The following is a 21,181-nucleotide window of genomic DNA, read 5'->3' on the forward strand; positions in this document are numbered from 1 at the left end:
CCATGATGCGTACCCTCTTCCTCCAGGCCCCCTCTTTCGATGGTTATGACGGGGGCGCGGGCGCGCGCTACCAGATGAAGCGCGAGGTCAAGAGCTTCTGGTATCCCACCTGGCTGGCCCAGCCGGCGGCGATGGTCGAAGGATCGAAGCTGATCGACGCCCCGGCGCACGACCAGTCCTGGGAAGACATCGCGCACGAATTCGACGAACGCGATCTGGTCATCCTCCACACCTCCACGCCCAGCTTCAACCAGGACATCCGCACCGCCGCGCTGATCAAGCAGCGCAATCCCAAGATCGTGATCGGCTTCGTCGGCGCCAAGGTCGCGGTCGAGCCGGACAAGAGCCTGGCCGCCAGCGCCGACATCGATTTCGTCGCGCGCGAGGAATACGATTTTACCATCGTCGAGATCGCGCAGGGCAAGCCGCTGGCCGAAGTCGATGGCATCACCTGGCGCGGGCCGGAGGGTGCGTTCATCCGCAACAAGGACCGCGAGATGATCGAGGACATGGACGTGCTGCCCATGGTCTCCCCGATCTACCGGCGCGATCTGGACCTGACCAAGTATTACGGCGGCTACCAGCGCCACCCCTATGTCAGCTTCTACACCGGGCGCGGGTGCAAGAGCCGCTGCACCTTCTGCCTGTGGCCGCAAACGATCAGCGGCCACCGCTATCGCCACCGCACCGTGCCCAAGGTGATCGAGGAGGTGAAATACATCCTCAAGGAAATGCCCGAGGTGAAGGAGATCTTCTTCGACGACGATACCCTGGCCGACGCGCACGATTTCGTGGTCGAGCTGTCGGGCGAGCTGGCCAAGCTGGGCTTCGGCCAGAAGGGCTTCGACATCACCTGGGGCTGCAACGCCAAGGCGAACGTGCCCCAGCCGGTGCTGAAGGCGATGAAGGAAGGCGGATGCCGCGTGCTGCTGGTCGGCTATGAAAGCGGCAACCAGAAGATCCTGCACAACATCAAGAAGGGCCTGCGCACCGACGTGGCGCGCCAGTTCACCAAGGATGCCCACGCCCTGGGCCTGACCATCCACGGCACCTTCATCCTCGGCCTGCCGGGCGAAACGCTGGAGACGATCGAGGAGACGATCCGCTACGCGATCGAGCTGAACCCGCACACCATCCAGGTCAGCCTGGCGGCGCCCTATCCGGGCACGTTCCTTTACAAGCAGGCGACCGAGAACGGCTGGTTCGACGGCAGCGATCACCTGCTGACCGACGGTGGCAATCAGATCGCGCAGCTCAGCTATCCGCACCTGCCGGCCAGCGTGATCTTCGACAAGGTCGAGGAGTTCTACAAGCGCTTCTACTTCCGCCCGCGCAAGATCGGCGCGATCATGGGCGAGATGATCCGTGACTGGGACATGATGAAGCGCCGCCTGCGCGAAGGCGTGGAATTCTTCGACTTCCTGCGCCGGCGCAAGGAAGCCGCCTGACCGCGCGCACGGACCATCCACTTTGAAAAGGCTGGTTATTACCGCGGATGACTTCGGCGCTTCGACCGAAGTCAACGATGCGGTCGAACAGGCGCATGGTGAAGGCGTGCTGAGCGCCGCCAGCCTGATGGTGGGGGGCGCGGCGGCGCAGGATGCGGTGGCGCGCGCCCGCCGCTTGCCGGCGCTGGGCGTCGGCCTCCATGTCGTGCTGGTCGATGGCCGGCCGGTGCTGCCACCGGAACGGGTGCCCGCGCTGGTCGATGCAGACGGTTGCTTCCGTACCGACATGGTGCGCGCGGGGATCACGATTTTCGCGTCATCCGCGGCGCGGCAGCAACTGGCCGCGGAAGTGGATGCACAGTTCGTCGCCTTCGCGGAGACCGGCCTGCCGCTCGACCACGTCAACGCGCACAAGCACTTCCACCTGCATCCGACCATCGCCGGAACCATCCTGAAAGTCGGCCGGCGCTATGGCATCAAGGCGATGCGTGCGCCCATCGAACCGCGCGCCGTCCTGACCGCGATCGACGGCACGCGCGCCGGGCCGGGCATCGAGCGGTGGTGGGCCAGGCTTGTCCGGCGGCGGATGCGCGCGGCCGGCCTGGTCGTGCCGGATCAGGTCTTCGGCCTCGCCTGGTCGGGCGCGCTGACCGCCGACCGCCTGCGCGGGCTGCTCGATCATCTGCCCGACGGTTTGACCGAGATCTATGCGCATCCGGCGACCGGTCCCTATCAGGGCGCCGCGCCGGGCTATCGCTATGCCGAGGAACTCGCCGCGCTGACGGATGCGCTTGCCAAGCAGGCCATCGCGCGCAATGGCGTGAGCCTTGGAAAGTTTGCCGATTTCAAGTGAGGACCACCCCATGACGACTCTCGTCCGCACCTGGGGCGAATACGATGAAGCCGCCCCGCTCCCCAAAGGCCGCGTGAAGCTTGGCAGCAAGGATCATCTCATGCTGATGAGCCGCACGCTGCTCGACACGCACGATCCCTATCGCCCGGCCGTGATCGACTGGCCCAAGCTCGATGACGAAACGCGCGACAAGATCGTTTCGCTGCCCATCTGGGACATCGCCGTGGCCACCGAGGGCCGCGCGGGCATGAACGTGAAGACCTACGCCGAATACATCGACGATCCGCTGCTCAAGGCGGCGGTGGAGATGGACGGGTTCGAGGAAGCGCGCCACAAGGTCGTGCTGGCGGACATGGTGCGCGCCTATGGCATCGAACTGGCACCAGAGCCGGAATACCTGCGCCCGAAGGACCCGGAATTCGCGTTCATGCGCACCGGCTATTCGGAATGCATCGACAGCTTCTTCGGCTTCGGCCTGTTCAAGATCGCCCGGGATTCGGGCTTCTTCCCGCCCGAACTGGTCGATACGTTCGAACCGGTGATGCGCGAGGAAGGCCGCCATATCCTGTTCTTCGTGAACTGGGTGGCGTGGTGGCGGCGCAACATGCCGTGGTGGCGGCGGCCGTGGTTCGAACTCAAGGTGATTGCGGTGTGGATCGCGCTGATCCTGGAACGCATCGATACCGCCAAGGGCATGGGCAAGGACAATACCAAGGCCCAGGAAAACAACTTCACGCTGAACGGGTCCAAGGAACTGGGCGTTGAAATCACGTTTCCGGAACTGGCGCGCATCTGCCTGGCGGAGAACGACCGTCGGCTTGCCCCCTATGACGAGCGCCTGATCCGTCCGCGCTTCGTGCCGGCGATGATCCGGCTGGCGCTGCGGTTCATCAAGACGCCTGCCCCTGCGGGAGAAGCCGCCTGAAATCCTGGAGCCGCCTGGGCATCCTGCTGGCAACGGTTGCGGGGCTGGGCATTGCCATCTGGACGATCGGCAGCGCCGGCCTGACCGACGTGATCGGCACCGCCGCGCGGATGGGAGCCGGCGGCTTCGCGCTCTATTGCGCGTGGACTCTGGGCGTGTTCGTTTTGCTGGGCGCGGCCTGGCTCGCCGCCGCGCCGGGCGAACCGCCGCGCAGCCTGCTCCTGTTCACGTGGGCGCGGCTGGTGCGCGAGGCCGTGTCCGATCTGCTGCCGTTCTCTCAGCTTGGCGGGATCTTCGTCAGCACCCGCATGCTGACCCAGACATCGATTCCCGCGACGCGCGTCTATGGATCGATGGTGGTCGACATGACCACGGAAATGGCCAGCCAGCTCGTCTATACCCTGTTCGGGCTGGCGATGATGGCCTCGCTGCTGATCGGCGATGGCGCGGCGGTGCGGCTGCGCCCGATGATCCTGGGCGGCACCGGCGTGATGATCATCGTCATCCTGCTGTTCTTCACCATGCAGCGCGCCGCGCTGGACCTTGCCGGCCGCATGGCCGAGCGCTTCCTGCCGGGATCGACCGCGCTGGCCGATGTTCGCGCCGAGCTTTCGCGCATTTACGCGCGCCGCACGCATGTCGGGCTGGCCTTCGTGTTCAACCTCGCGGCCTGGATCGCCAGCGGCATGGGCGCGTGGCTGGTGCTGCACCTGATGGGCGTGCGCATCGCGGTCTGGGAGGTACTTTCGCTCGAAAGCCTGATCTTCACGCTGCGCAGCGTGGCCTTCGTCATTCCGGGCGCCATCGGCGTGCAGGAAGCAGGCTATGCGCTGGCCGCGCCGCTGTTCGGCCTGCCCCCGGAAACCGCGCTGGCGCTGTCGTTGGCCAAGCGCGCGCGCGAACTGTTGATGGGTCTCGTCACGCTGCTGGGATGGCAGCTTGGCGAAGTGCGCGGGCTTGCGCGGAGCGCCTGAAGCCCTGACCGGAAACGCGAGCATCCCCGCACCGGTTTGTGACAACGCAGTGAGCCACTTGCGCCGTCATCGCGGCCTGACCTATGCCCGAACCGGTCGCAACCGCGCGGCCGGGATTCGGATGCCATCTCTCTTTCGGAATACGCCATTCGATGAAGGGTTCCGCTCCGCCTTGGCCCGGTCTTGCGCCCAGCATGGTTCCGGCCATCATCATTGCCTTGTGCGCGTCCGGCGCGATGCTGCTCGCCGGGGCAGGCTTCTGGCTGACGCTGGCCGTGCTGGTGGTCTGGCTCGCCAGCCTGTGGCTGGCCCGGCCCGAACCCGTGGTGGAAGCGCTCCCGCCTGACGACGGCAGCGTTTCGCGCCAGGCGATGATCGAGCTGATCGAGCCGTTCGGCGTGCCCGTGATGATGCTGGACGGGCAGCGTATCGCCGCCGCCAACGCCGCCGCGCGCGAAGCGCTGGGGCCGCATGTCGTGGGCCAGGACGCGCGCGTGGCGCTGCGCCACCCCGAAGCGATCACCCTGCTCGATCAGCCGGAAGGCCGCGCGCTGGTGCGCGGGCTGACCGGATCGCGCAGCATCTGGCAGGTTTCGCGCGTGGCGATCGATGAACGCTATTCGCTGATCGAGCTGGTCAACCGCACCGCCGAAGCGGACATCAGCCGCGCGCACACCGATTTCGTGGCCAACGCCAGCCACGAACTGCGCACGCCGCTGGCCTCGATCATCGGCTATATCGAGACGCTGGCCGATCCCGACGCCAAGGTGGACGAAGCCACAGCCGCGCGCTTCCACAACACCGTGCTGCGCGAGGCGAAGCGGCTGCAGACGCTGGTCGAAGACCTGATGTCGCTTTCCCGGATCGAAGCGGAGAAGCACGAACCGCCCAAGGAACGCATCGATCTGGGCCAGCTGGCCGCCAGCATCGGGGGCGAAGTGGGCTTTACGGTGGGCGAAAGCCGGATCGCGGTCGACAGCACCGAGGCGGTCGTGATCGGCGATCGCCAGCAGTTGGACCAGTTGATCCGCAACCTGATCGACAACGCCCTGAAGTACGGCGATCCCAAGGCGCCGGTGCGCGTGGGGGTCCACACCCAGGGGCACGAAGCGGTGCTGACGGTTACCGACAAGGGCGAAGGCATCCACCCCGATCACATTCCCTATCTGACTCGGCGCTTCTACCGCACCGATCCCAGCCGCAGCCGCGCCGCCGGCGGGACCGGCCTTGGCCTCGCCATCGTCAAGCACATCGTCGAACGCCACCGCGGACGGCTGGATATCACCAGCAAGCTGGGCGAAGGCACGACTGTAACCGTGCGTTTCTCGATCGCGCCCGACCTTGAAGCGGCGGAGGCGGCGGCCTAACGCAGCCACAACGGACGACCGTCACATAACTGTCACAAAACCACCGCAAGGGGGTAGGTGGCCGGAAAGCCGGGTGTTCGCCTCAGGAGTCCGTGGCGGCAGCCTCGAAGGAAAGCGGTTCGATGATGACGAGGCGGATTGCTTTGCCTTTGCTGGTCCTTCTGCTGTCCTCCTGCGGCCAGCAGATGGCCACGCGCGATCAGGTTCGCGCCGTGGGATCGTCGACGGTCTACCCCTTTGCCAAGGCTGTCGCGGAATCGCTGGCGCGCGCGCAAACGGGCATCAAATCCCCGATCATCGAATCGACCGGCACCGGCGCGGGCATGAAGCTGTTCTGCGGTGGCGTTGGTCCGCAGTTCCCGGATCTCGAGAACGCGTCGCGCCGGATCAAGAAGTCCGAATTCGAGGATTGCCGGCGCAACGGCGTGAAGGATATCGTCGAGATCCAGGTGGGGCTGGACGGCGTGGCCTTTGCCGAAGGGCGTGACGGCCCGGGCATCGCGCTGACGCCACAGGACGTCTATCGCGCGCTGGCCCGCAATCCTTATGGCCGTCCGAACACGGCGCGCACCTGGAAGGACGTGAACCCCGCCCTGCCCGCCATGCCGATCCTGGTCTATGGCCCGCCCTCCACATCGGGCACGCGCGATGCGCTGCGCGAACTGATTCTGGTGAGGGGCTGCGATGCCGATCCGGCGATGGCCGCGCTGAAAGGCAGCGACGCCCCCCGCCACGACGCGATCTGCGGCGAAGTGCGCGAGGACGGCGGCTATGTCGATGCCGGGGAAAACGACAACCTGATCGTCCAGAAGATCGAGGCCAATCCCAAGGCGATCGGCATCTTCGGCTTTTCCTATCTGGAGGAGAACGCCGACCGGCTGCGCGGGCTGACCATGAACGGCGTGCAGCCCAGCTACCAGACCATTTCGGACTTCAGCTATCCCGGCGCCCGGCCCTTGTACATCTACGTGAAGAAGGCGCACCTGCGCGCCATTCCCGGCCTCAAGGCCTATGTCACGGAATGGTCAAGGCTGTGGGGCAAGGACGGTTCCCTTGCCCGGCTCGGCATGGTGGTGGCGCCGGACGCGGTGCTCGCGCAAAGCCGCAGGATCGTGGAAGAGATGCCGGCGCTGGATGGCGCGCCGCTGAAGTAGGGAGTACCGTTCGGCCTCATGCCCTCCGCCGTGCTTCTTCTGCTTGCCTTCGGGCTGGGCCTGGTCGGATGGCTGGCCGCGCGCGGACGCGCCTGGGCGTTCCGCCGGACCGCGCCGCGCGGCCGCATCGATTCGCTGCCCGGCTTTCACGCCTGGTACGTGGCCCTGTGGATCGCCGTGCCGGCCCTGCTGTTCGCGCTCGCATGGAATACGATCAGCCCGGCGCTGGTCACGCACCAGGTTCTGTCCGATCCCGCCGCGACGATCCTGCCGCCGACAGGGTTCGAGCGTGATACCATGCTGGCGGAAGCCTATGCCGTCGCCGATGGGCGCGCTTACGGGGTCTTCAATGCCGAAGCGCAGGCACTGGTCGAACCGTTCCGCGCTGCGCTGCTGAAGTTCCAGTCAATCGGGCTGGCCATCACCGTGCTGATCGCCTTTGCCGGCGGGGCCTTCGCGTTCCTGCGCCTGCGCCCCGATTTCACCGCGCGAACGCGCGTGGAACGGGCGGTCATGGCAGTGCTTTTGCTCGCCTCGCTGGTGGCGATCCTCACCACGATTGGCATCATCATCAGCCTGATCTTTGAAACAATACGCTTTTTCGGGATGATCTCACCCACGGACTTTCTGTTCGGGACGCATTGGTCGCCCGACCCGATGAGCACGAGCGCGCCCGATGGCAGCAAGTACGGCGCGCTGCCATTGTTCTGGGGCACGATCTACATCGGCGCGGTGATCGCCATGATCGTGGCGATCCCGCTGGGCCTGCTGAGCGCTATCTACCTGACCCAGTACGCCAGCCCGCGCGTGCGCCAGCTGATGAAGCCCCTGCTGGAAATCCTCGCCGGCATTCCCACCGTGGTCTACGGCTATTTCGCGGCGCTGACCGTGGCGCCGGCGGTGCGCGATGCCGCGCAGGCCATCGGCATCGCCAACGCTTCCACCGAAAGCGCGATCGCGGCGGGGCTGGTCATGGGCATCATGATCGTGCCCTTCGTCTCTTCCATGGCCGATGATTCGATTGCCGCCGTGCCGCAGGCCATGGGCGATGGCAGCCTGGCCATGGGCGCGACCCGCGCCGAGACCATCCGGCTCGTCCTGATCCCCGCCGCCCTGCCCGGCATCGTCGCGGGGGTGATGCTGGCGATCAGCCGCGCCATCGGCGAAACGATGATCGTGGTCATGGCCGCCGGCGCAACGGCCAACCTCACGCTCAACCCGTTCCAGAGCATGACCACGGTCACCTTCCAGATCGTTGCCATGCTGACCGGCGAAGGCAGCTTCGACCATCCGGCCACGCTCAGCGCCTTCGCGCTGGGCATGGTGCTGTTCCTGGTCACCCTGGCGCTCAACTTCATCGCGCTGCGCGTGGTGAAGCGCTATCGCGAGGCCTATGAATGATGCCGCCGATGGATGAAGCGAGGACAGCGGCCGATAGCCGCGCGACCGAGCAGGAACACATCCGCGCTCTTCGTCGCGCGCGCATGGAAGCCGGCCTTGCCCGTCGCTACGCGGTCGACCGGCTGTTCCGGCTGGCGGGCCTTTCCGCCGTGGTATTCTCCGCGCTGGTGCTGGCCTTCCTGCTGGCGTCAATGACCGCCAACGGCGTCAGCGGCTTCAAGCGCAGCGAATTGCGGATGGCCGTGCCAATCCGCGGTTCGATGCAGATCGACGCGCAACGGCTGGGCCAGCCCGATCCCGCCGGCGGACTGGAACTGGCCGGGTTGCCCCACGTGATCGACACTGCCGCCAACGCCGCTTTCGGCAAAGGCGGCGCACGCCTGCTGGCGGACGATGCCTGGCGCGAGGTCGCCGACATGCTGATCGCCGATCCGTCGCTGCTCAACAACGCCGTGCTGAACGTTTCGCTGCCCGCCAGCGACAAGCTGGCGACCGCCCAGCGCGGCGATGGCGATCCGGACCTGCGGGTGATCGCGACGCGGCTGGAGCGCGAGGGGAAACTCGTCCGCGCGTTCGATTTCGGCTTCCTGACCCGCTCGGACGCGACCAGCCCGCAAAGCGTGGGTATCTGGGGGGCGCTGAAGGGATCGATCCTGACCATGCTGGTCACGCTGGTCCTGGCTTTCCCGGTCGGCGTGCTGGCCGCGCTCTATCTGGAGGAATACGCGCCCCGCAACCGCTGGACCGACCTGATCGAGATCTCGATCAACAACCTCGCCGCTGTGCCTTCGATCATCTTCGGCCTGCTGGGACTGGCCGTCTTCCTCGGCCTGTTCCCCAATTACCGTTCGGCCCCGCTGATCGGCGGCATGACGCTGGCGCTGATGACGATGCCGGTGATCGTCATTTCGGGCCGCAATGCGATCAAGGGCGTGCCGCCATCGGTTCGCGATGCCGCGCTGGCGGTGGGCGCCAGCCCGGTGCAGGTGGTGTTCCACCACGTATTGCCACTGGCCCTGCCCGGTATCCTCACCGGCACGATCATCGGCATGGCGCGCGCGCTGGGCGAAACCGCGCCGCTGCTGATGATCGGCATGCGCGCCTTCGTCGCCACGCCGCCGGGCGATCTCACATCGCCTTCCAGCGTGCTGCCGGTGCAGATCTTCCTGTGGTCGGACGAGATCGATCGCGGCTTCGTGGAGCGCACCAGCGCCGCCATCGTGGTCCTGCTCGCTTTCCTCCTGCTGATGAACGGCCTTGCCATCTATCTGCGCAACCGCTTCGAGAAACGGTGGTAACATGAATACCCAGCCCATCAGCGCCGATCCGCGCGCCGCCAAAGCCGATGGCGGGGACGAGGCGGTGCCCAAGATGCGCGCGCGCGACGTCTCCGTGTTCTATGGCGACAAGTGCGCGATCGATCAGGTCTCGATCGACATCCCCCAGCGCTATGTCACCGCGTTCATCGGCCCTTCGGGCTGTGGCAAGTCCACGTTCCTGCGCGCGCTCAACCGGATGAACGACACGATCGCCGGCGCCCGCGTGGAAGGAGAGATCCTGCTCGACGGCGAGGACATCTACCGCAGCAGGATGGATGTGGTGCAGTTGCGCGCCCGCGTGGGCATGGTGTTCCAGAAGCCCAACCCCTTCCCCAAGTCGATTTACGAGAACATCGCCTATGGCCCGCGCATCCACGGATTGACCGGCAGCCGCGCCGAACTGGACGCGATCGTCGAACAATCGCTCCAGCGCGCCGGCCTGTGGGACGAAGTGAAGGACCGCCTCTCCGACAGCGGCACCGCGCTATCGGGCGGCCAGCAACAGCGCCTGTGCATCGCCCGCGCCATCGCCGTCGATCCCGAAGTGATCCTGATGGACGAGCCGTGCTCCGCGCTCGACCCCATCGCCACCGCCCGCATCGAGGAACTGATCGACGAACTGCGCGGTCGCTATGCGATCGTGATTGTGACACACTCGATGCAACAGGCCGCCCGCGTATCCCAGCGCACCGCGTTCTTCCACCTTGGCAGGATCGTGGAGTACGGGAAAACCTCCGACATCTTCACGAACCCGCGTGAGGAACGGACGAAGGACTACATAACCGGGCGCTACGGATAGGACGATGGTGGCAGAACATACCGTCAAGGCATTCGATGAGGACATCACCCGCCTGCGCGGCCTGGTTGCGGAAATGGGCGGCCTGGCGGAACTTTCGGTGGGCGAAGCGATGGACGCGCTGGTCCGGGGCGATCAGGAACTCGCCAATACCGTGATTGCCCGCGACAAGCGGATCGACCAGCTCGAGGCGGAAGTCGACCGCCTTTCGATCCGCGTTCTCGCCCTGCGCGCGCCGATGGCCGACGATCTGCGCGAAGTCGTGGCCGCGCTGAAGATCGCCGGGGTGATCGAGCGCATCGGCGATTATGCCAAGAACATCGCCAAGCGCGTCGGCCACATCGAGGGCCGCAAGCGCTTCGAACCGCTGACGCTGCTGCCCGCGATGAACGAACTGGCGGCGGAAATGGTGCACGACGTGCTGACCGCCTTCGCCGCGCGCGATCCGGTGGCGGCGGCGGAGATCGTCGCGCGCGATGCCACGGTCGATGCCTTCTACGACAGCGTGTTCCGCAATTTCGTGTCGTTCATGGTCGAAAATCCGGCCACGATCACCAGCGTGGCGCAACTGCTGTTCGTGGCCCGCAACATCGAACGGATCGGCGATCATGCCACCAATATCGCCGAGATGGTCCACTATGCCGCCACGGGCGCCTATCTGCCGGAACGCGAGGATGTGATTCCGCCTGCCTGAGGTAAAGCTGCCTGAGGTAATGCGACCTGACGTAATGACACCGTAACATTAGTCGTGCTTTCGCAACCTGCCTGTCATGGAGGTTCGCCGTGTCTGCCCCGAAACTGCTTCTGGTTGAAGACGATACCGCGCTTGCCGAACTGGTCGAATACCGGTTTCGTGGCGAAGGATACGACGTGCGCACCACCGACGATGGCGACGAGGCCCTGCTTCTCGCCGCCGAGGATACGCCGGATCTGGTCCTGCTGGACTGGATGATCGGCGGCACCAGCGGGATCGAGGTCTGCCGCCGCCTGCGCCGCAACAAGAGCACGGCGCATGTGCCGATCATCATGCTCACCGCCCGCAGCGACGAGGACGACCGCGTGCGCGGGCTGGAAACCGGCGCGGACGATTATGTCACCAAGCCGTTCTCGCCGCGCGAACTGATTGCCCGCGTGGGCGCCGTGCTGCGTCGCGTGCGCCCGGCACTGGCCGGCGAGACCATCACCGTGGGCGATCTTTCGCTCGATCCCACCGCCCATCGCGTCATGCGGCGCGGGCAGGCGATAAAGATCGGCCCCACCGAATTCCGCCTGCTGCGCCACTTCATGGAACACCCCGGCCGCGTCTTTTCGCGCGGGCAACTGCTCGATGCGGTGTGGGGCAGCGGCAGCGACATCGAACTGCGCACGGTGGACGTTCACATCCGCCGCCTGCGCCAGGCGATCGCGCTCCCCGGAGCGGCCGACCCGGTACGCACGGTGCGTTCCGCGGGCTACGCGCTGGAAGGCGCGTAAACCCGGTCAGACGCCCAGTTTGCGGGCGTAGTCGAGATCGTCGATGGTGACCCACTGATTGACGTAGTTCGCGTAATACAGCCCGAACAGGATCGCCGCCAGGATGGTGGCGCGGATCGCGACCCGCTTGGGCCGGAAATTGCCGGGCGCGCTGTGCGCCTGCCCGTCCACCTTGCCCATCCCCAGTTCGTCGTGCGTGCGAATGCCGAACGGCATCACCAGGAAGGCGGCGAACACCCAGAACAGCGAATAGATCGCAACGATCGACGTCCAGCGCACGGCAGGCCTATCCTTCCCGCAGCAGGACCTGGACGACCGGCTTCTTGCCGGACCAGCGCTGCGCCGCCCGCCTTACCGCCAGCCGCACCGTCTCGGCAACCGCCAGCCTGTCGCGCTTGCGGTCGCCCTTCAGATCCTTGACCGCCTGCGCGGCGTCCGCCTGCGCTTCCTGCACGAACTGGTCCATGTCCTCGTCCAACGGCAGGCCGATGCTGCCGATATCGACCGATGAGGCCAGCCGGCCTTCGGGCGTCACCGCCAGCGCCACCGAAACCAGCCCGTTCAGCCCCAGCTTGCGCCGCGCTGCCATGGCCTCGCCATCCGCCGGCGCGATGATGTCGCCATCCAGCACGAGCCGCCCGGCGCGCACCTCGGTCAGCTTCACCGGCCCGTCGGGCGCCAGCCGCAGCAGATCGCCGTTCTTCTGCAAGATCGCCTTCGGGATGCCCTCGTCCAGCCCCAGCCGGGCCTGCTCCGCCATGTGGCGTATCTCGCCATGGACTGGCACGAGGATCTCCGGCCGCAGCCAGTCATAGAGCGCGACGAGTTCGGGCCGCCCCGGATGGCCGGAAACGTGGATCATGCTCTGGCGGTCGGTCACGATGCGCACGCCGCGCCCCACCAGCGCGTTCTGCACGCGGCCGATGGCCAGTTCGTTGCCCGGTATCTGCCGGCTGGAGAACAGCACGACATCGCCTTCCTCCAGACGGATCGGGTGCTGTTCGGCGGCGATGCGCGCCAGCGCGGCGCGCGGTTCGCCCTGCCCCCCTGTCGCCAGCACCATGATCTCGCCACGCGGCAGGTCCATGGCCCGGTCCATGCTAACCGTTTCGGGGAAGTCCTCGAGATAGCCCGAAGCCTGCGCCACCGAGATGATCCGGTCCAGCGATCGCCCGGCCACGCAAAGCTGCCGCCCGGTCGCCTGCGCCACTTCGGCCAGCGTCTGCAGCCGCGCCACGTTGGAAGCGAACGTCGTCACCACCACGCGCCGCCCGCGCTGGCAGCTGACCGTCTCCAGCAGGCCGGCGCGCACCGCGCCTTCGGAACCGGATGCGGCCGGGTTGAACACGTTGGTCGAATCGCACACCAGCGCCAGCACGCCCTCGTCGCCGATCGCGGTCAGTTCCTCTTCGGTCGCCGGCGTGCCGATGCGCGGTTCGTCGTCCAGCTTCCAGTCACCGGTGTGGAACACGCGGCCGTAAGGCGTGTCGATCAGCAGCGCGTTGCCTTCGGCGATCGAGTGCGCCAGCGGCACATACCGGATATCGAACGGCCCCAGCGAGAACGCTCCCTCGTTGGGAATGACATTCAGTTCGATGTCCGCGTCGATGCCCGCCTCGACCAGCTTTTCGTTGACGAGCCGCGCGGTGAACGGCGTGGCAAAGAGCGGCACGCCCAGTTCCTGCGCGAAATAGGGCACCGCGCCGATGTGATCCTCGTGCGCGTGGGTCAGCACCACGCCCAGCAGGTTTTCGCGCTGCTCCTCGATGAACTCGAGATCGGCGAAAACCAGATCCACACCGGGATAATAGGGGTCGGCGAAGGTCATCCCCAGATCGACCATCAGCCACTTGCCGTCGCACCCGTAGAGGTTGACGTTCATCCCGATCTCGCCCGAACCACCCAGGGCGAGGAAAAGCAGTTCCTTTCCTGGCTTCACGAGGGAGCACGCTCTGCAAGGATCGCGAGACCGTCCAGCGTCAGATCGGTATCCACATGATCGAAGATCGTGGTGTGATCCCCGAACAGCACGGCAAGGCCGCCGGTCGCGATCACCTTGGCCGGCCGGCCCACTTCCGCCCGCATTCGTGCTATCAGCCCTTCCATCAGCGAAACGTAGCCCCAGAACACGCCGATCTGCATCTGATCCTCGGTATTGCGCCCGATCACACTGTTGGTGCGGCTAGGCGGCGCGATGGCGATGCGCGGCAGCTTGGCGGCGGCATTGACCAGCGCTTCCAGCGAAAGGTTAATGCCCGGCGCGATGATCCCGCCCTTGTAGGCACCGTTGAAATCCACCACGTCGAACGTCGTTGCCGTGCCGAAATCGACCACGATCAGATCGCCGGGATACTTGGCGTGCGCGGCGATGGCGTTCACGGCGCGATCGGCCCCCAACGAGCGCGGCTCGTCCACGTCGATATCGATGCCCCATTCGATCGGCTGCTGCCCGGCGATCAGCGCATCGCGATGGAAGTACTTCTGAGCCAGCACCTGCAGGTTGTGCAGCGCGCGCGGAACGACCGTGGAAACGATGATCTGATCGACGTCATCGGCCGCGAAGCCCTGCAACTGCATCAGTTGGAGCAGCCAGACCGCGTATTCGTCCGCCGTCCGGCGCGGGTCGGTCGCCACGCGCCAGCGCGATTTGATCGTCCGTCCGGCATAGAGGGCAAAGACAACGTTGGTGTTGCCTACATCAATCGCGAGCAGCATCCGTTCCCACCATTTCAATATCGCCCGCGTGGATGGCACGGGTGGAGCCGTCCGCCAAGCGCAGAAGCGCCACACCCTCCTCGTCGATGCCGCCGAACGCGCCCATGATCTCGCCCTGATCGCGGTCCTTGACCGTCACCAGCGTTCCGACGGGATGCGCGCGCACCAGCCATTCGCCCCGCAGCAGCGGCCATTCACCCCGGTGCCAGCGCAACAATGCATCGGCCCAGGCCGCCGCCAGCCGCTCCGCGAACGCATCCCGCCTCACGGGAAAGCCCAGCGCGGCAAGACTGGCCGTGGCGCGACCCGGTACCTGCGGGGACTGCGCCAGATTGACGCCGATTCCGACCACCACCGCTTCGCGTTGCCGTTCGAGCAGGATGCCAACCAGCTTGGCATGGCCCACAAGCACATCGTTGGGCCACTTGAGCCGCAGATCGGCGATCGCGGGGGCACAGGCCTTCACCGCATCGAACACGGCGACCCCGGCCACCAGCGCCAGCGTCTGCGCCGGTGGATCGCCGGCGCGCAGCTGCACCGCGGTCGATCCCATGAAATTGCCGGCGCCATCGGACCACACGCGCCCGGCGCGCCCGCGCCCGGCGCTTTGCCGGTCGGCCACCAGCCAGTGCCCTTCCGGCACGGCTTCCCCCTCCCTCACCCGCGCCAGCAACGCGGCGTTGGTGGAGGGGATTTCAGCGACGGTTTCGATCAAGGCTGGACAGCCTTCGCGCGGTCAGGCGACGTGGAACAGCGCCGTGGCGGCGTTGTCGGCCAGCGTCCCGATCCACTTGGTCAGCAGATAGCCCAGCGGCGAGATGAACAGCGCCGACGCTGCCAGCAACACGCCATGCGCCAGATCGATCTCGCCCTTCACCCGGTCCGCCGCCTCGTCGAAGTACATGACCTTGACGACCTTGAGGTAATAGAACGCGCCGATCACGCTGGCTGCGATGCCGATGGCCGCGAGGGCCACGAGATTGGCCTGCACGGCGGCCTGGAACACCACGAACTTGCCCCAGAAGCCGAACAGCGGCGGAATGCCGGCGAGGCTGAACATCACCGCCGCCAGCGCCAGCGCCAGCATCGGCCGGGTCTTCGACAGGCCGGCGAGGTCGGAAATGGCTTCCACCGCCTCGCCGTTCTCGTCGCGCAGCAAAAGGATGGCCACGAAGCCCGCGATCGACATCGCGACATAGATCGCGAGATAGACCAGCATGGCGGACGCGCCCCTGGGCGTCGCCGCCGCAAGGCCGATCAGCATGAAGCCGACGTTGTTGATCGAGGAATAGGCCATCAGGCGCTTGATGTTCGCCTGCCCTATCGCGCCCAGCGCGCCGATCACGATCGACAGCAGCGACGCGAAGATCACGATCTGCTGCCACGCCCCCGGCTGCGAGCCAAACGCTTCGAGGCTGACGCGCATCAGCAGCGCCAGCGCCGCCGCCTTGGGCGCGGTGGCGAAGAACGTCGTCACCGGCGTCGGCGCGCCTTCGTAGACGTCCGGCGTCCACATGTGGAACGGCGCCGCGCTGATCTTGAAGGCCAGGCCGGCCAGCACGAACACGATGCCGAACGTAGCGCCGGTCGACAGCGAGCCCGACAGGGCCAGGCGGATGCCTTCGAAGCTGGTCGTGCCGGTGAAGCCATAGGTCAAGCTCATGCCGAACAGCAGGATGCCGCTGGCGAGCGAGCCGAGCACGAAATACTTCAGGCCCGATTCCGCCGAACGATCATCGGTGCGCAGGAACGCGGCCAGGACGTAGGAGGCAAGGCTGTTGAGTTCGAGGCCGATGTAGAGCGTCAGCAGATCGCCCGCCGAAACCATCATGCCCATGCCCAGCGCCGCGAACAGCACCAGCAACGGGAATTCCGCCCGCATCGCGCGGACCCGGTCGAAGAACGCGGGCGCGACGATCAGCGTGACGCCGGCGCCGGCATAGACCAGCAGCTTGGCGAAGGCCGAGAAGGCGTCCGCCTTGTACTGGCCACCGAATGCCTCGGTATCCGGCCCCATCGCACCGCCGCACAGCGCGGGGGCGACAAGGATCGCGCAGACCGTCAGCGCGGCGACCGACAGGATCGAGATCGTCCGCGCCGCCTTGTCACCGCCCCAGGCGGCGACCAGCAGGAGCAGCAGGCCGGAGATGCTGAGCACTTCTTCCGGCGCGACGATCAGAAGGGAGCGAACGAGTTCCATCAGTGCGCCTCCCCTTCGTGCACTTCATGTTCGGCGGCCGGCTTGGGCGCCCCCATCTTCACGTCGGCATCTCCCTTGGGCCGGGCCTGGGCAAGGCGCGCATCAAGCGCGGCGATGTCCTTCTTCATCGGATCGAGGAACGACTGCGGATAGACGCCCATCCACAGCACCACGGCCGCGAGCGGCACCATCATCGCCCATTCGCGCGCATCGAGATCGGGCATCGCGGCGGCATCGGCGTTCTTCTGTTCGCCAAAAGCCACGCGGCGGTAGAGGTAGAGCATGTAGGCCGCGCCCAGGATGATGCCCGTGGTGCAGATCAGCGCCACCCAGCTCGACGCCTGGTACACGCCCAGCAGCGACAGGAATTCGCCGACGAACCCGCTGGTGCCCGGCAGGCCGATCGAGGCCATGGTGAACAGCAGGAAGAACAGCGCGTACTTCGGCATGTTGATGGCAAGGCCGCCATAACGGTCGATCTCGCGAGTGTGCAGGCGATCGTAGATCACGCCCACGCACAGGAACAGCGCGCCCGCCACCAGACCGTGGCTCAGCATGACGATCATCGAGCCTTCGAGGCCCTGTTCGTTGAAGGCGAACAGGCCGATCGTCACGATCGCCATGTGCGCGACCGAGGAATAGGCGATCAGCTTCTTCATGTCGTGCTGGACCAGCGCGATCAGCGAGGTGATGACCACCGCCGCCATCGACAGGCCCCAGATCAGCGGCGCGAACTGCGCCGAGGCTTCCGGGAACATCGGCAGCGAGAAGCGGATGAAGCCGTAGCCGCCCATCTTCAGCAGCACGCCAGCCAGGATCACCGAGCCGCCGGTCGGTGCCTGCACGTGCGCGTCGGGCAGCCAGGTGTGGACCGGCCACATCGGCATCTTGACCGCGAAGCTGGCGAAGAAGGCCAGCCACAGCCAGGTCTGCGCGTGGACCGGGAAGTTGTAGACCATCAGCGTCGGGATGTCGGTCGTGCCCGCCTCGTTCACCATCCAGAACATCGCGATCAGCATCAGCACCGAGCCGAGCAGCGTGTAGAGGAAGAACTTGTAGCTGGCGTAGATGCGCTCCGCCCCGCCCCAGATGCCGATGATCAGATACATCGGGATCAGGCCGGCTTCGAACATGATGTAGAACAGGAACAGGTCCTGCGCCGCGAAAACGCCGATCATCAGCGTTTCCATCAGCATGAACGCGGCGTAGTATTCGCCCTGGCGCTTGTCGATCGACAGCCAGCTGGCGCCGATGCACACCGGCATCAGGAAAACCGTCAGCGCGATCAACATCAGCGCGATGCCGTCGATGCCCAGCTTCCATTCGAAGCCCGCGAACAGCGCGGCGTGTTCGGTGAACTGCCACTGCGCGCCGCCGGTATCGAAGTTCGCCCACAGCAACATGCCAAGGACGAAATCGATCAGCGTCCCCACCAGCGCCACGGTGCGCGCCTGTTCGCGATCGACGAGGAGGCAGGCCACCGCCGTTACGAGCGGCACCAGCAACATCACCGAAAGGATCGGAAACCCGGTCATTGTGCGATCACCCAGCTGATTGCGAGCGTCAGGCCGATCAGCATGACCAGCGCATAGCTATAGAGATACCCGGACTGCAGCTTCACCGCCGCGCGGCTGCCCTTGGCCACCACCCAGGCGGCGCCGTTGGGGCCGAAGCGATCGATGATGCCGATATCGCCCACCTTCCAGAACACCCGGCCCAGCCACATTGCCGGACGGACGAAGATGAAGTGATAAAGCTCGTCGAAGTACCACTTGTTGAGAAGGAACCGGTAGAGGAAGCCGAACTGGTCAACGAACGCCGCCGGGAACTTCGTGTTCTTGATATAGGCGTACCAGGCGATCAGCAGGCCGGTAGCCATGACCGTGAACGGCGCCCATTTCACCCAGTGCGGCACGTGGTGCATCGCGTGGATCAGGTGTTCGCTGAACACGAGGCTGCCCTTCCAGAACTCGCCCGTGCCTTCGCTGACGAAGGCGTGGTTGAACACCAGCCCCGCGAAGATCGCGCCCATCGACAGGATGACAAGCGGGGTGAGCATCACCGCGGGGCTTTCATGCGGATGATAGCCAGCCGTGCCATCGCTGTGATGGCCATGATGCCCGTGGTCGTCGTGCCCGTGACCTTCGTGGCCGTGATCGTCATGACCATGGCCGTGCGCGTCGTGCACCGCGTGCTGGATGTGTTCGGACTGTTCCCACCGCGGCTTGCCGAAGAAGGTCAGGAACACCAGCCGCCAGGAATAGAAGCTGGTCAGCAGCGCGGCGAAGATGCCCATGAAGAAGGCGAAATGCGAAAGCTCGGTCCCGCGCGCGAACGCGGCCTCGAGGATCGCGTCCTTCGAATAGAAGCCGGCGAAGCCCACCACATCGACGATGCCGACGCCGGTAATCGCCAGCGTGCCCGCCGTCATCGCCCAGAAGGTGATCGGGATGTGCTTCCGCAGGCCGCCATAATAGCGCATGTCCTGTTCGTGGTGCATCGCGTGGATCACCGAACCCGCGCCCAGGAACAACAGCGCCTTGAAGAAGGCGTGCGTGAACAGGTGGAACATCGCCGCGCCATAGGCGCCGACGCCCGCCGCGAAGAACATGTAGCCCAGCTGCGAACAGGTGGAATAGGCGATCACGCGCTTGATGTCGGTCTGCGTCGTGCCGATGGTCGCCGCGAAGAAGCAGGTCGCCGCGCCGATGAAGGTCACGAAGCCCAGCGCCGTCGGGCTGGTTTCGAACATCGGCGAAAGGCGGCAGACCATGAACACGCCGGCGGTGACCATCGTCGCGGCGTGGATCAGCGCCGAAACCGGCGTCGGGCCTTCCATCGCGTCCGGCAGCCAGGTGTGCAGGCCAAGCTGCGCCGATTTGCCCATCGCGCCGATGAACAGCAGCAGGCACAGCACCGTCATCGTGTCAAAACGGTGGCCGAGGAAGCCGATCGTCGATCCGGCCATGCCCGGCGCGGCTTCGAGGATCGCGGGAATGGAAACCGTGCCGAACACCAGGAAGGTGCCGAAGATGCCCATCATGAAGCCAAGATCACCCACGCGGTTGACCACGAAGGCCTTCATCGCGGCGGCATTGGCACTGGGCTTGCGGAACCAGAAGCCGATCAGGAGGTACGAGGCGAGGCCCACGCCTTCCCAGCCGAAGAACATCTGCACCAGGTTGTCGGCGGTCACCAGCATCAGCATCGCGAAGGTGAACAGCGACAGGTACGCGAAGAAGCGCGGCTGGTCAGGCTCGTCGCTCATGTAGCCCCACGAATAGAGGTGCACGAGCGCGGAGACGCTGGTGATGACCACCAGCATGACCGCCGTCAGCGTATCGACGCGCAGCGCCCAGGCGAAATCGAGATTGCCCGAGGTCACCCAGTGCAGCACCGGCGAGACATGCGCCTCGGCATGGCCCGACAGGAACGACAGGAAGATCGGCCACGACAGCGCGCACGAGATGAACAGCGCGCCGGTCGTCACCACCTTGGCGGGAACATTGCCCAGCTGCTTGTTGCCCAGCCCGGCGATGATCGCCGCCAGCAGCGGCAGGAAGACGATGATGTGGATGGCAGACATGATCGCGTACTCAGCCCTTCATCCGGTTGACGTCGTCGACGGCGATGGTGCCGCGGCCACGGAAGTAGATGACCAGGATCGCAAGGCCGATCGCCGCCTCGCCCGCCGCCACGGTCAGCACGAACATCGCGAAGACCTGGCCGACAAGGTCGTGCAGGAAGGCGCTGAAGGCGACCAGGTTGAGGTTCACCGACAGCAGGATCAGCTCGATCGCCATCAGGATGATGATGACGTTCTTGCGGTTGAGGAAGATGCCGAGCACGCCGAGCACGAACATGATCGAGCTGACGACGACATAGTGTTCGATGCCGATCATTAGAGGCTGACCCCCTTGCCCACTTCCGGCTTGACGTTGATGGTCGCCTCTTCCGGACGGCGCGCCACCTGTTTCGCCACGTTCTGGCCGCGCACCCCGCCACGCTGGCGGTGCGTCAGCACGATGGCGCCGATCAGGGCCACCAGCAGCAGGATGCCCGCCGCTTCGAACAGGAAGAGGTAGCGCGTGTACAGCAGCGCCCCGATGGATTCGATGTTGGATGCCCCGGCCAGCGGCGCGGCCGTCCCGTCCGCCGTGCCAAGCTGCATCGCGCCGGCGCGATAGGCGCCGATGCCCAGCACCAGTTCGCACAGCAGCACCAGCGCCAGGATCATTCCCAGCGGAAAGTTCTTCACGAACCCTGCGCGCAGTTCGGCGAAATCGATGTCGAGCATCATCACCACGAACAGGAACAGCACCGCGACCGCGCCGACATAGACGATGACCAGCAGCATCGCGATGAACTCGGCCCCCACCAGGATCATCAGGCCGGCGGCGTTGAAGAACGCCAGGATCAGCCAGAGAACCGAATGGACCGGGTTGCGTGCCAGGATCGTGACGGCGCCCGAGACAATCATGAGCGTCGCGAAGAGATAGAAGGCAAATGCCTGGATCATGCCAACAACTCCCGTTCGCTTCGAGCGAAGTCGAGAA

At 65.8% G+C, this 21,181-nt stretch carries 20 protein-coding genes; 11 read left to right on the top strand and 9 right to left on the bottom strand.

All coding sequences use genetic code 11. The annotated features are described in order from the left end of the window. The first annotated feature begins 2 nt into the window (after positions 1-2). From hpnJ to phoB, 11 genes are all read left to right on the top strand, one after another. Entirely contained in the window at positions 3-1,448 is a 1,446-nt protein-coding gene (gene hpnJ / locus EH199_RS03600) for a hopanoid biosynthesis associated radical SAM protein HpnJ (RefSeq protein ID WP_124807898.1), read from the top strand. A 22-nt stretch (positions 1,449-1,470) separates the two neighbouring features. Further along, positions 1,471-2,301 (top strand): hopanoid biosynthesis-associated protein HpnK, encoded by an 831-nt coding sequence (gene hpnK / locus EH199_RS03605; protein ID WP_124807899.1) that lies wholly within the window; start codon positions 1,471-1,473, stop codon positions 2,299-2,301. 10 nt (positions 2,302-2,311) lie between these two features. Continuing rightward, positions 2,312-3,226: a ferritin-like domain-containing protein gene (locus tag EH199_RS03610; protein ID WP_124807900.1), complete on the top strand. Its 915-nt coding sequence runs from the start codon at positions 2,312-2,314 to the stop codon at positions 3,224-3,226. Positions 3,227-3,252: 26 nt separating this feature from the next. After that, positions 3,253-4,200, top strand: coding sequence for a lysylphosphatidylglycerol synthase domain-containing protein (locus EH199_RS03615; protein ID WP_223806465.1), 948 nt, complete (start codon positions 3,253-3,255; stop codon positions 4,198-4,200). A 194-nt stretch (positions 4,201-4,394) separates the two neighbouring features. Further along, complete coding sequence (locus EH199_RS03620; protein ID WP_223806451.1) at positions 4,395-5,567, top strand: cell wall metabolism sensor histidine kinase WalK; 1,173 nt, start codon at positions 4,395-4,397, stop codon at positions 5,565-5,567. A 122-nt stretch (positions 5,568-5,689) separates the two neighbouring features. Beyond that, positions 5,690-6,721, top strand: a complete 1,032-nt coding sequence (locus EH199_RS03625) for a substrate-binding domain-containing protein (RefSeq protein WP_124807903.1) — start codon at positions 5,690-5,692, stop codon at positions 6,719-6,721. Between the two features lie 18 nt (positions 6,722-6,739). After that, a complete protein-coding gene (gene pstC, locus EH199_RS03630; protein ID WP_124807904.1) occupies positions 6,740-8,122 on the top strand; it encodes a phosphate ABC transporter permease subunit PstC in 1,383 nt (460 codons plus the stop codon). Between the two features lie 8 nt (positions 8,123-8,130). Continuing rightward, entirely contained in the window at positions 8,131-9,420 is a 1,290-nt protein-coding gene (gene pstA / locus EH199_RS03635) for a phosphate ABC transporter permease PstA (RefSeq protein WP_124807905.1), read from the top strand. A gap of 1 nt (position 9,421) precedes the next feature. After that, entirely contained in the window at positions 9,422-10,240 is an 819-nt protein-coding gene (gene pstB, locus EH199_RS03640; RefSeq protein ID WP_124807906.1) for a phosphate ABC transporter ATP-binding protein PstB, read from the top strand. A gap of 4 nt (positions 10,241-10,244) precedes the next feature. Further along, positions 10,245-10,931: a phosphate signaling complex protein PhoU gene (phoU, locus tag EH199_RS03645; protein ID WP_124807907.1), complete on the top strand. Its 687-nt coding sequence runs from the start codon at positions 10,245-10,247 to the stop codon at positions 10,929-10,931. Positions 10,932-11,020: 89 nt separating this feature from the next. Next, positions 11,021-11,710 (top strand): phosphate regulon transcriptional regulator PhoB, encoded by a 690-nt coding sequence (gene phoB / locus EH199_RS03650; protein WP_124807908.1) that lies wholly within the window; start codon positions 11,021-11,023, stop codon positions 11,708-11,710. A gap of 6 nt (positions 11,711-11,716) precedes the next feature. Here phoB and EH199_RS03655 read toward each other — a convergent pair whose 3' ends face one another. Genes EH199_RS03655 through EH199_RS03695 form a run of 9 tightly spaced genes read right to left on the bottom strand, consistent with a single transcriptional unit; the run spans position 11,717 to position 21,144 of the window. After that, positions 11,717-11,989 carry a DUF1467 family protein gene (locus tag EH199_RS03655; protein WP_124807909.1) on the bottom strand — a complete coding sequence of 91 codons (273 nt, stop codon included), beginning with the start codon at positions 11,987-11,989 and terminating at the stop codon, positions 11,717-11,719. Positions 11,990-11,996: 7 nt separating this feature from the next. Next, positions 11,997-13,649: a ribonuclease J gene (locus tag EH199_RS03660; RefSeq protein ID WP_124807910.1), complete on the bottom strand. Its 1,653-nt coding sequence runs from the start codon at positions 13,647-13,649 to the stop codon at positions 11,997-11,999. Continuing rightward, entirely contained in the window at positions 13,646-14,425 is a 780-nt protein-coding gene (locus tag EH199_RS03665; RefSeq protein WP_124807911.1) for a type III pantothenate kinase, read from the bottom strand. The genes EH199_RS03660 and EH199_RS03665 overlap by 4 nt, the downstream gene beginning before the upstream one ends. Beyond that, positions 14,409-15,140, bottom strand: coding sequence for a biotin--[acetyl-CoA-carboxylase] ligase (locus tag EH199_RS03670; RefSeq protein WP_124807912.1), 732 nt, complete (start codon positions 15,138-15,140; stop codon positions 14,409-14,411). Before EH199_RS03670 ends, EH199_RS03665 begins: the two co-directional genes overlap by 17 nt. Before the next feature lie 21 nt (positions 15,141-15,161). Further along, positions 15,162-16,625 carry an NADH-quinone oxidoreductase subunit NuoN gene (gene nuoN, locus EH199_RS03675; protein WP_124807913.1) on the bottom strand — a complete coding sequence of 488 codons (1,464 nt, stop codon included), beginning with the start codon at positions 16,623-16,625 and terminating at the stop codon, positions 15,162-15,164. Beyond that, complete coding sequence (locus EH199_RS03680; RefSeq protein WP_124807914.1) at positions 16,625-18,160, bottom strand: NADH-quinone oxidoreductase subunit M; 1,536 nt, start codon at positions 18,158-18,160, stop codon at positions 16,625-16,627. The genes nuoN and EH199_RS03680 overlap by 1 nt, the downstream gene beginning before the upstream one ends. After that, entirely contained in the window at positions 18,157-20,211 is a 2,055-nt protein-coding gene (nuoL, locus tag EH199_RS03685; RefSeq protein ID WP_124807915.1) for an NADH-quinone oxidoreductase subunit L, read from the bottom strand. The genes EH199_RS03680 and nuoL overlap by 4 nt, the downstream gene beginning before the upstream one ends. Before the next feature lie 10 nt (positions 20,212-20,221). Beyond that, positions 20,222-20,527: an NADH-quinone oxidoreductase subunit NuoK gene (nuoK, locus tag EH199_RS03690; protein ID WP_124807916.1), complete on the bottom strand. Its 306-nt coding sequence runs from the start codon at positions 20,525-20,527 to the stop codon at positions 20,222-20,224. Beyond that, entirely contained in the window at positions 20,527-21,144 is a 618-nt protein-coding gene (locus EH199_RS03695; RefSeq protein WP_124807917.1) for an NADH-quinone oxidoreductase subunit J, read from the bottom strand. The genes nuoK and EH199_RS03695 overlap by 1 nt, the downstream gene beginning before the upstream one ends. Positions 21,145-21,181 lie beyond the last annotated feature (37 nt).

Source organism: Novosphingobium sp. LASN5T (genome assembly GCF_003856955.1).
GTDB lineage: Bacteria > Pseudomonadota > Alphaproteobacteria > Sphingomonadales > Sphingomonadaceae > Novosphingobium.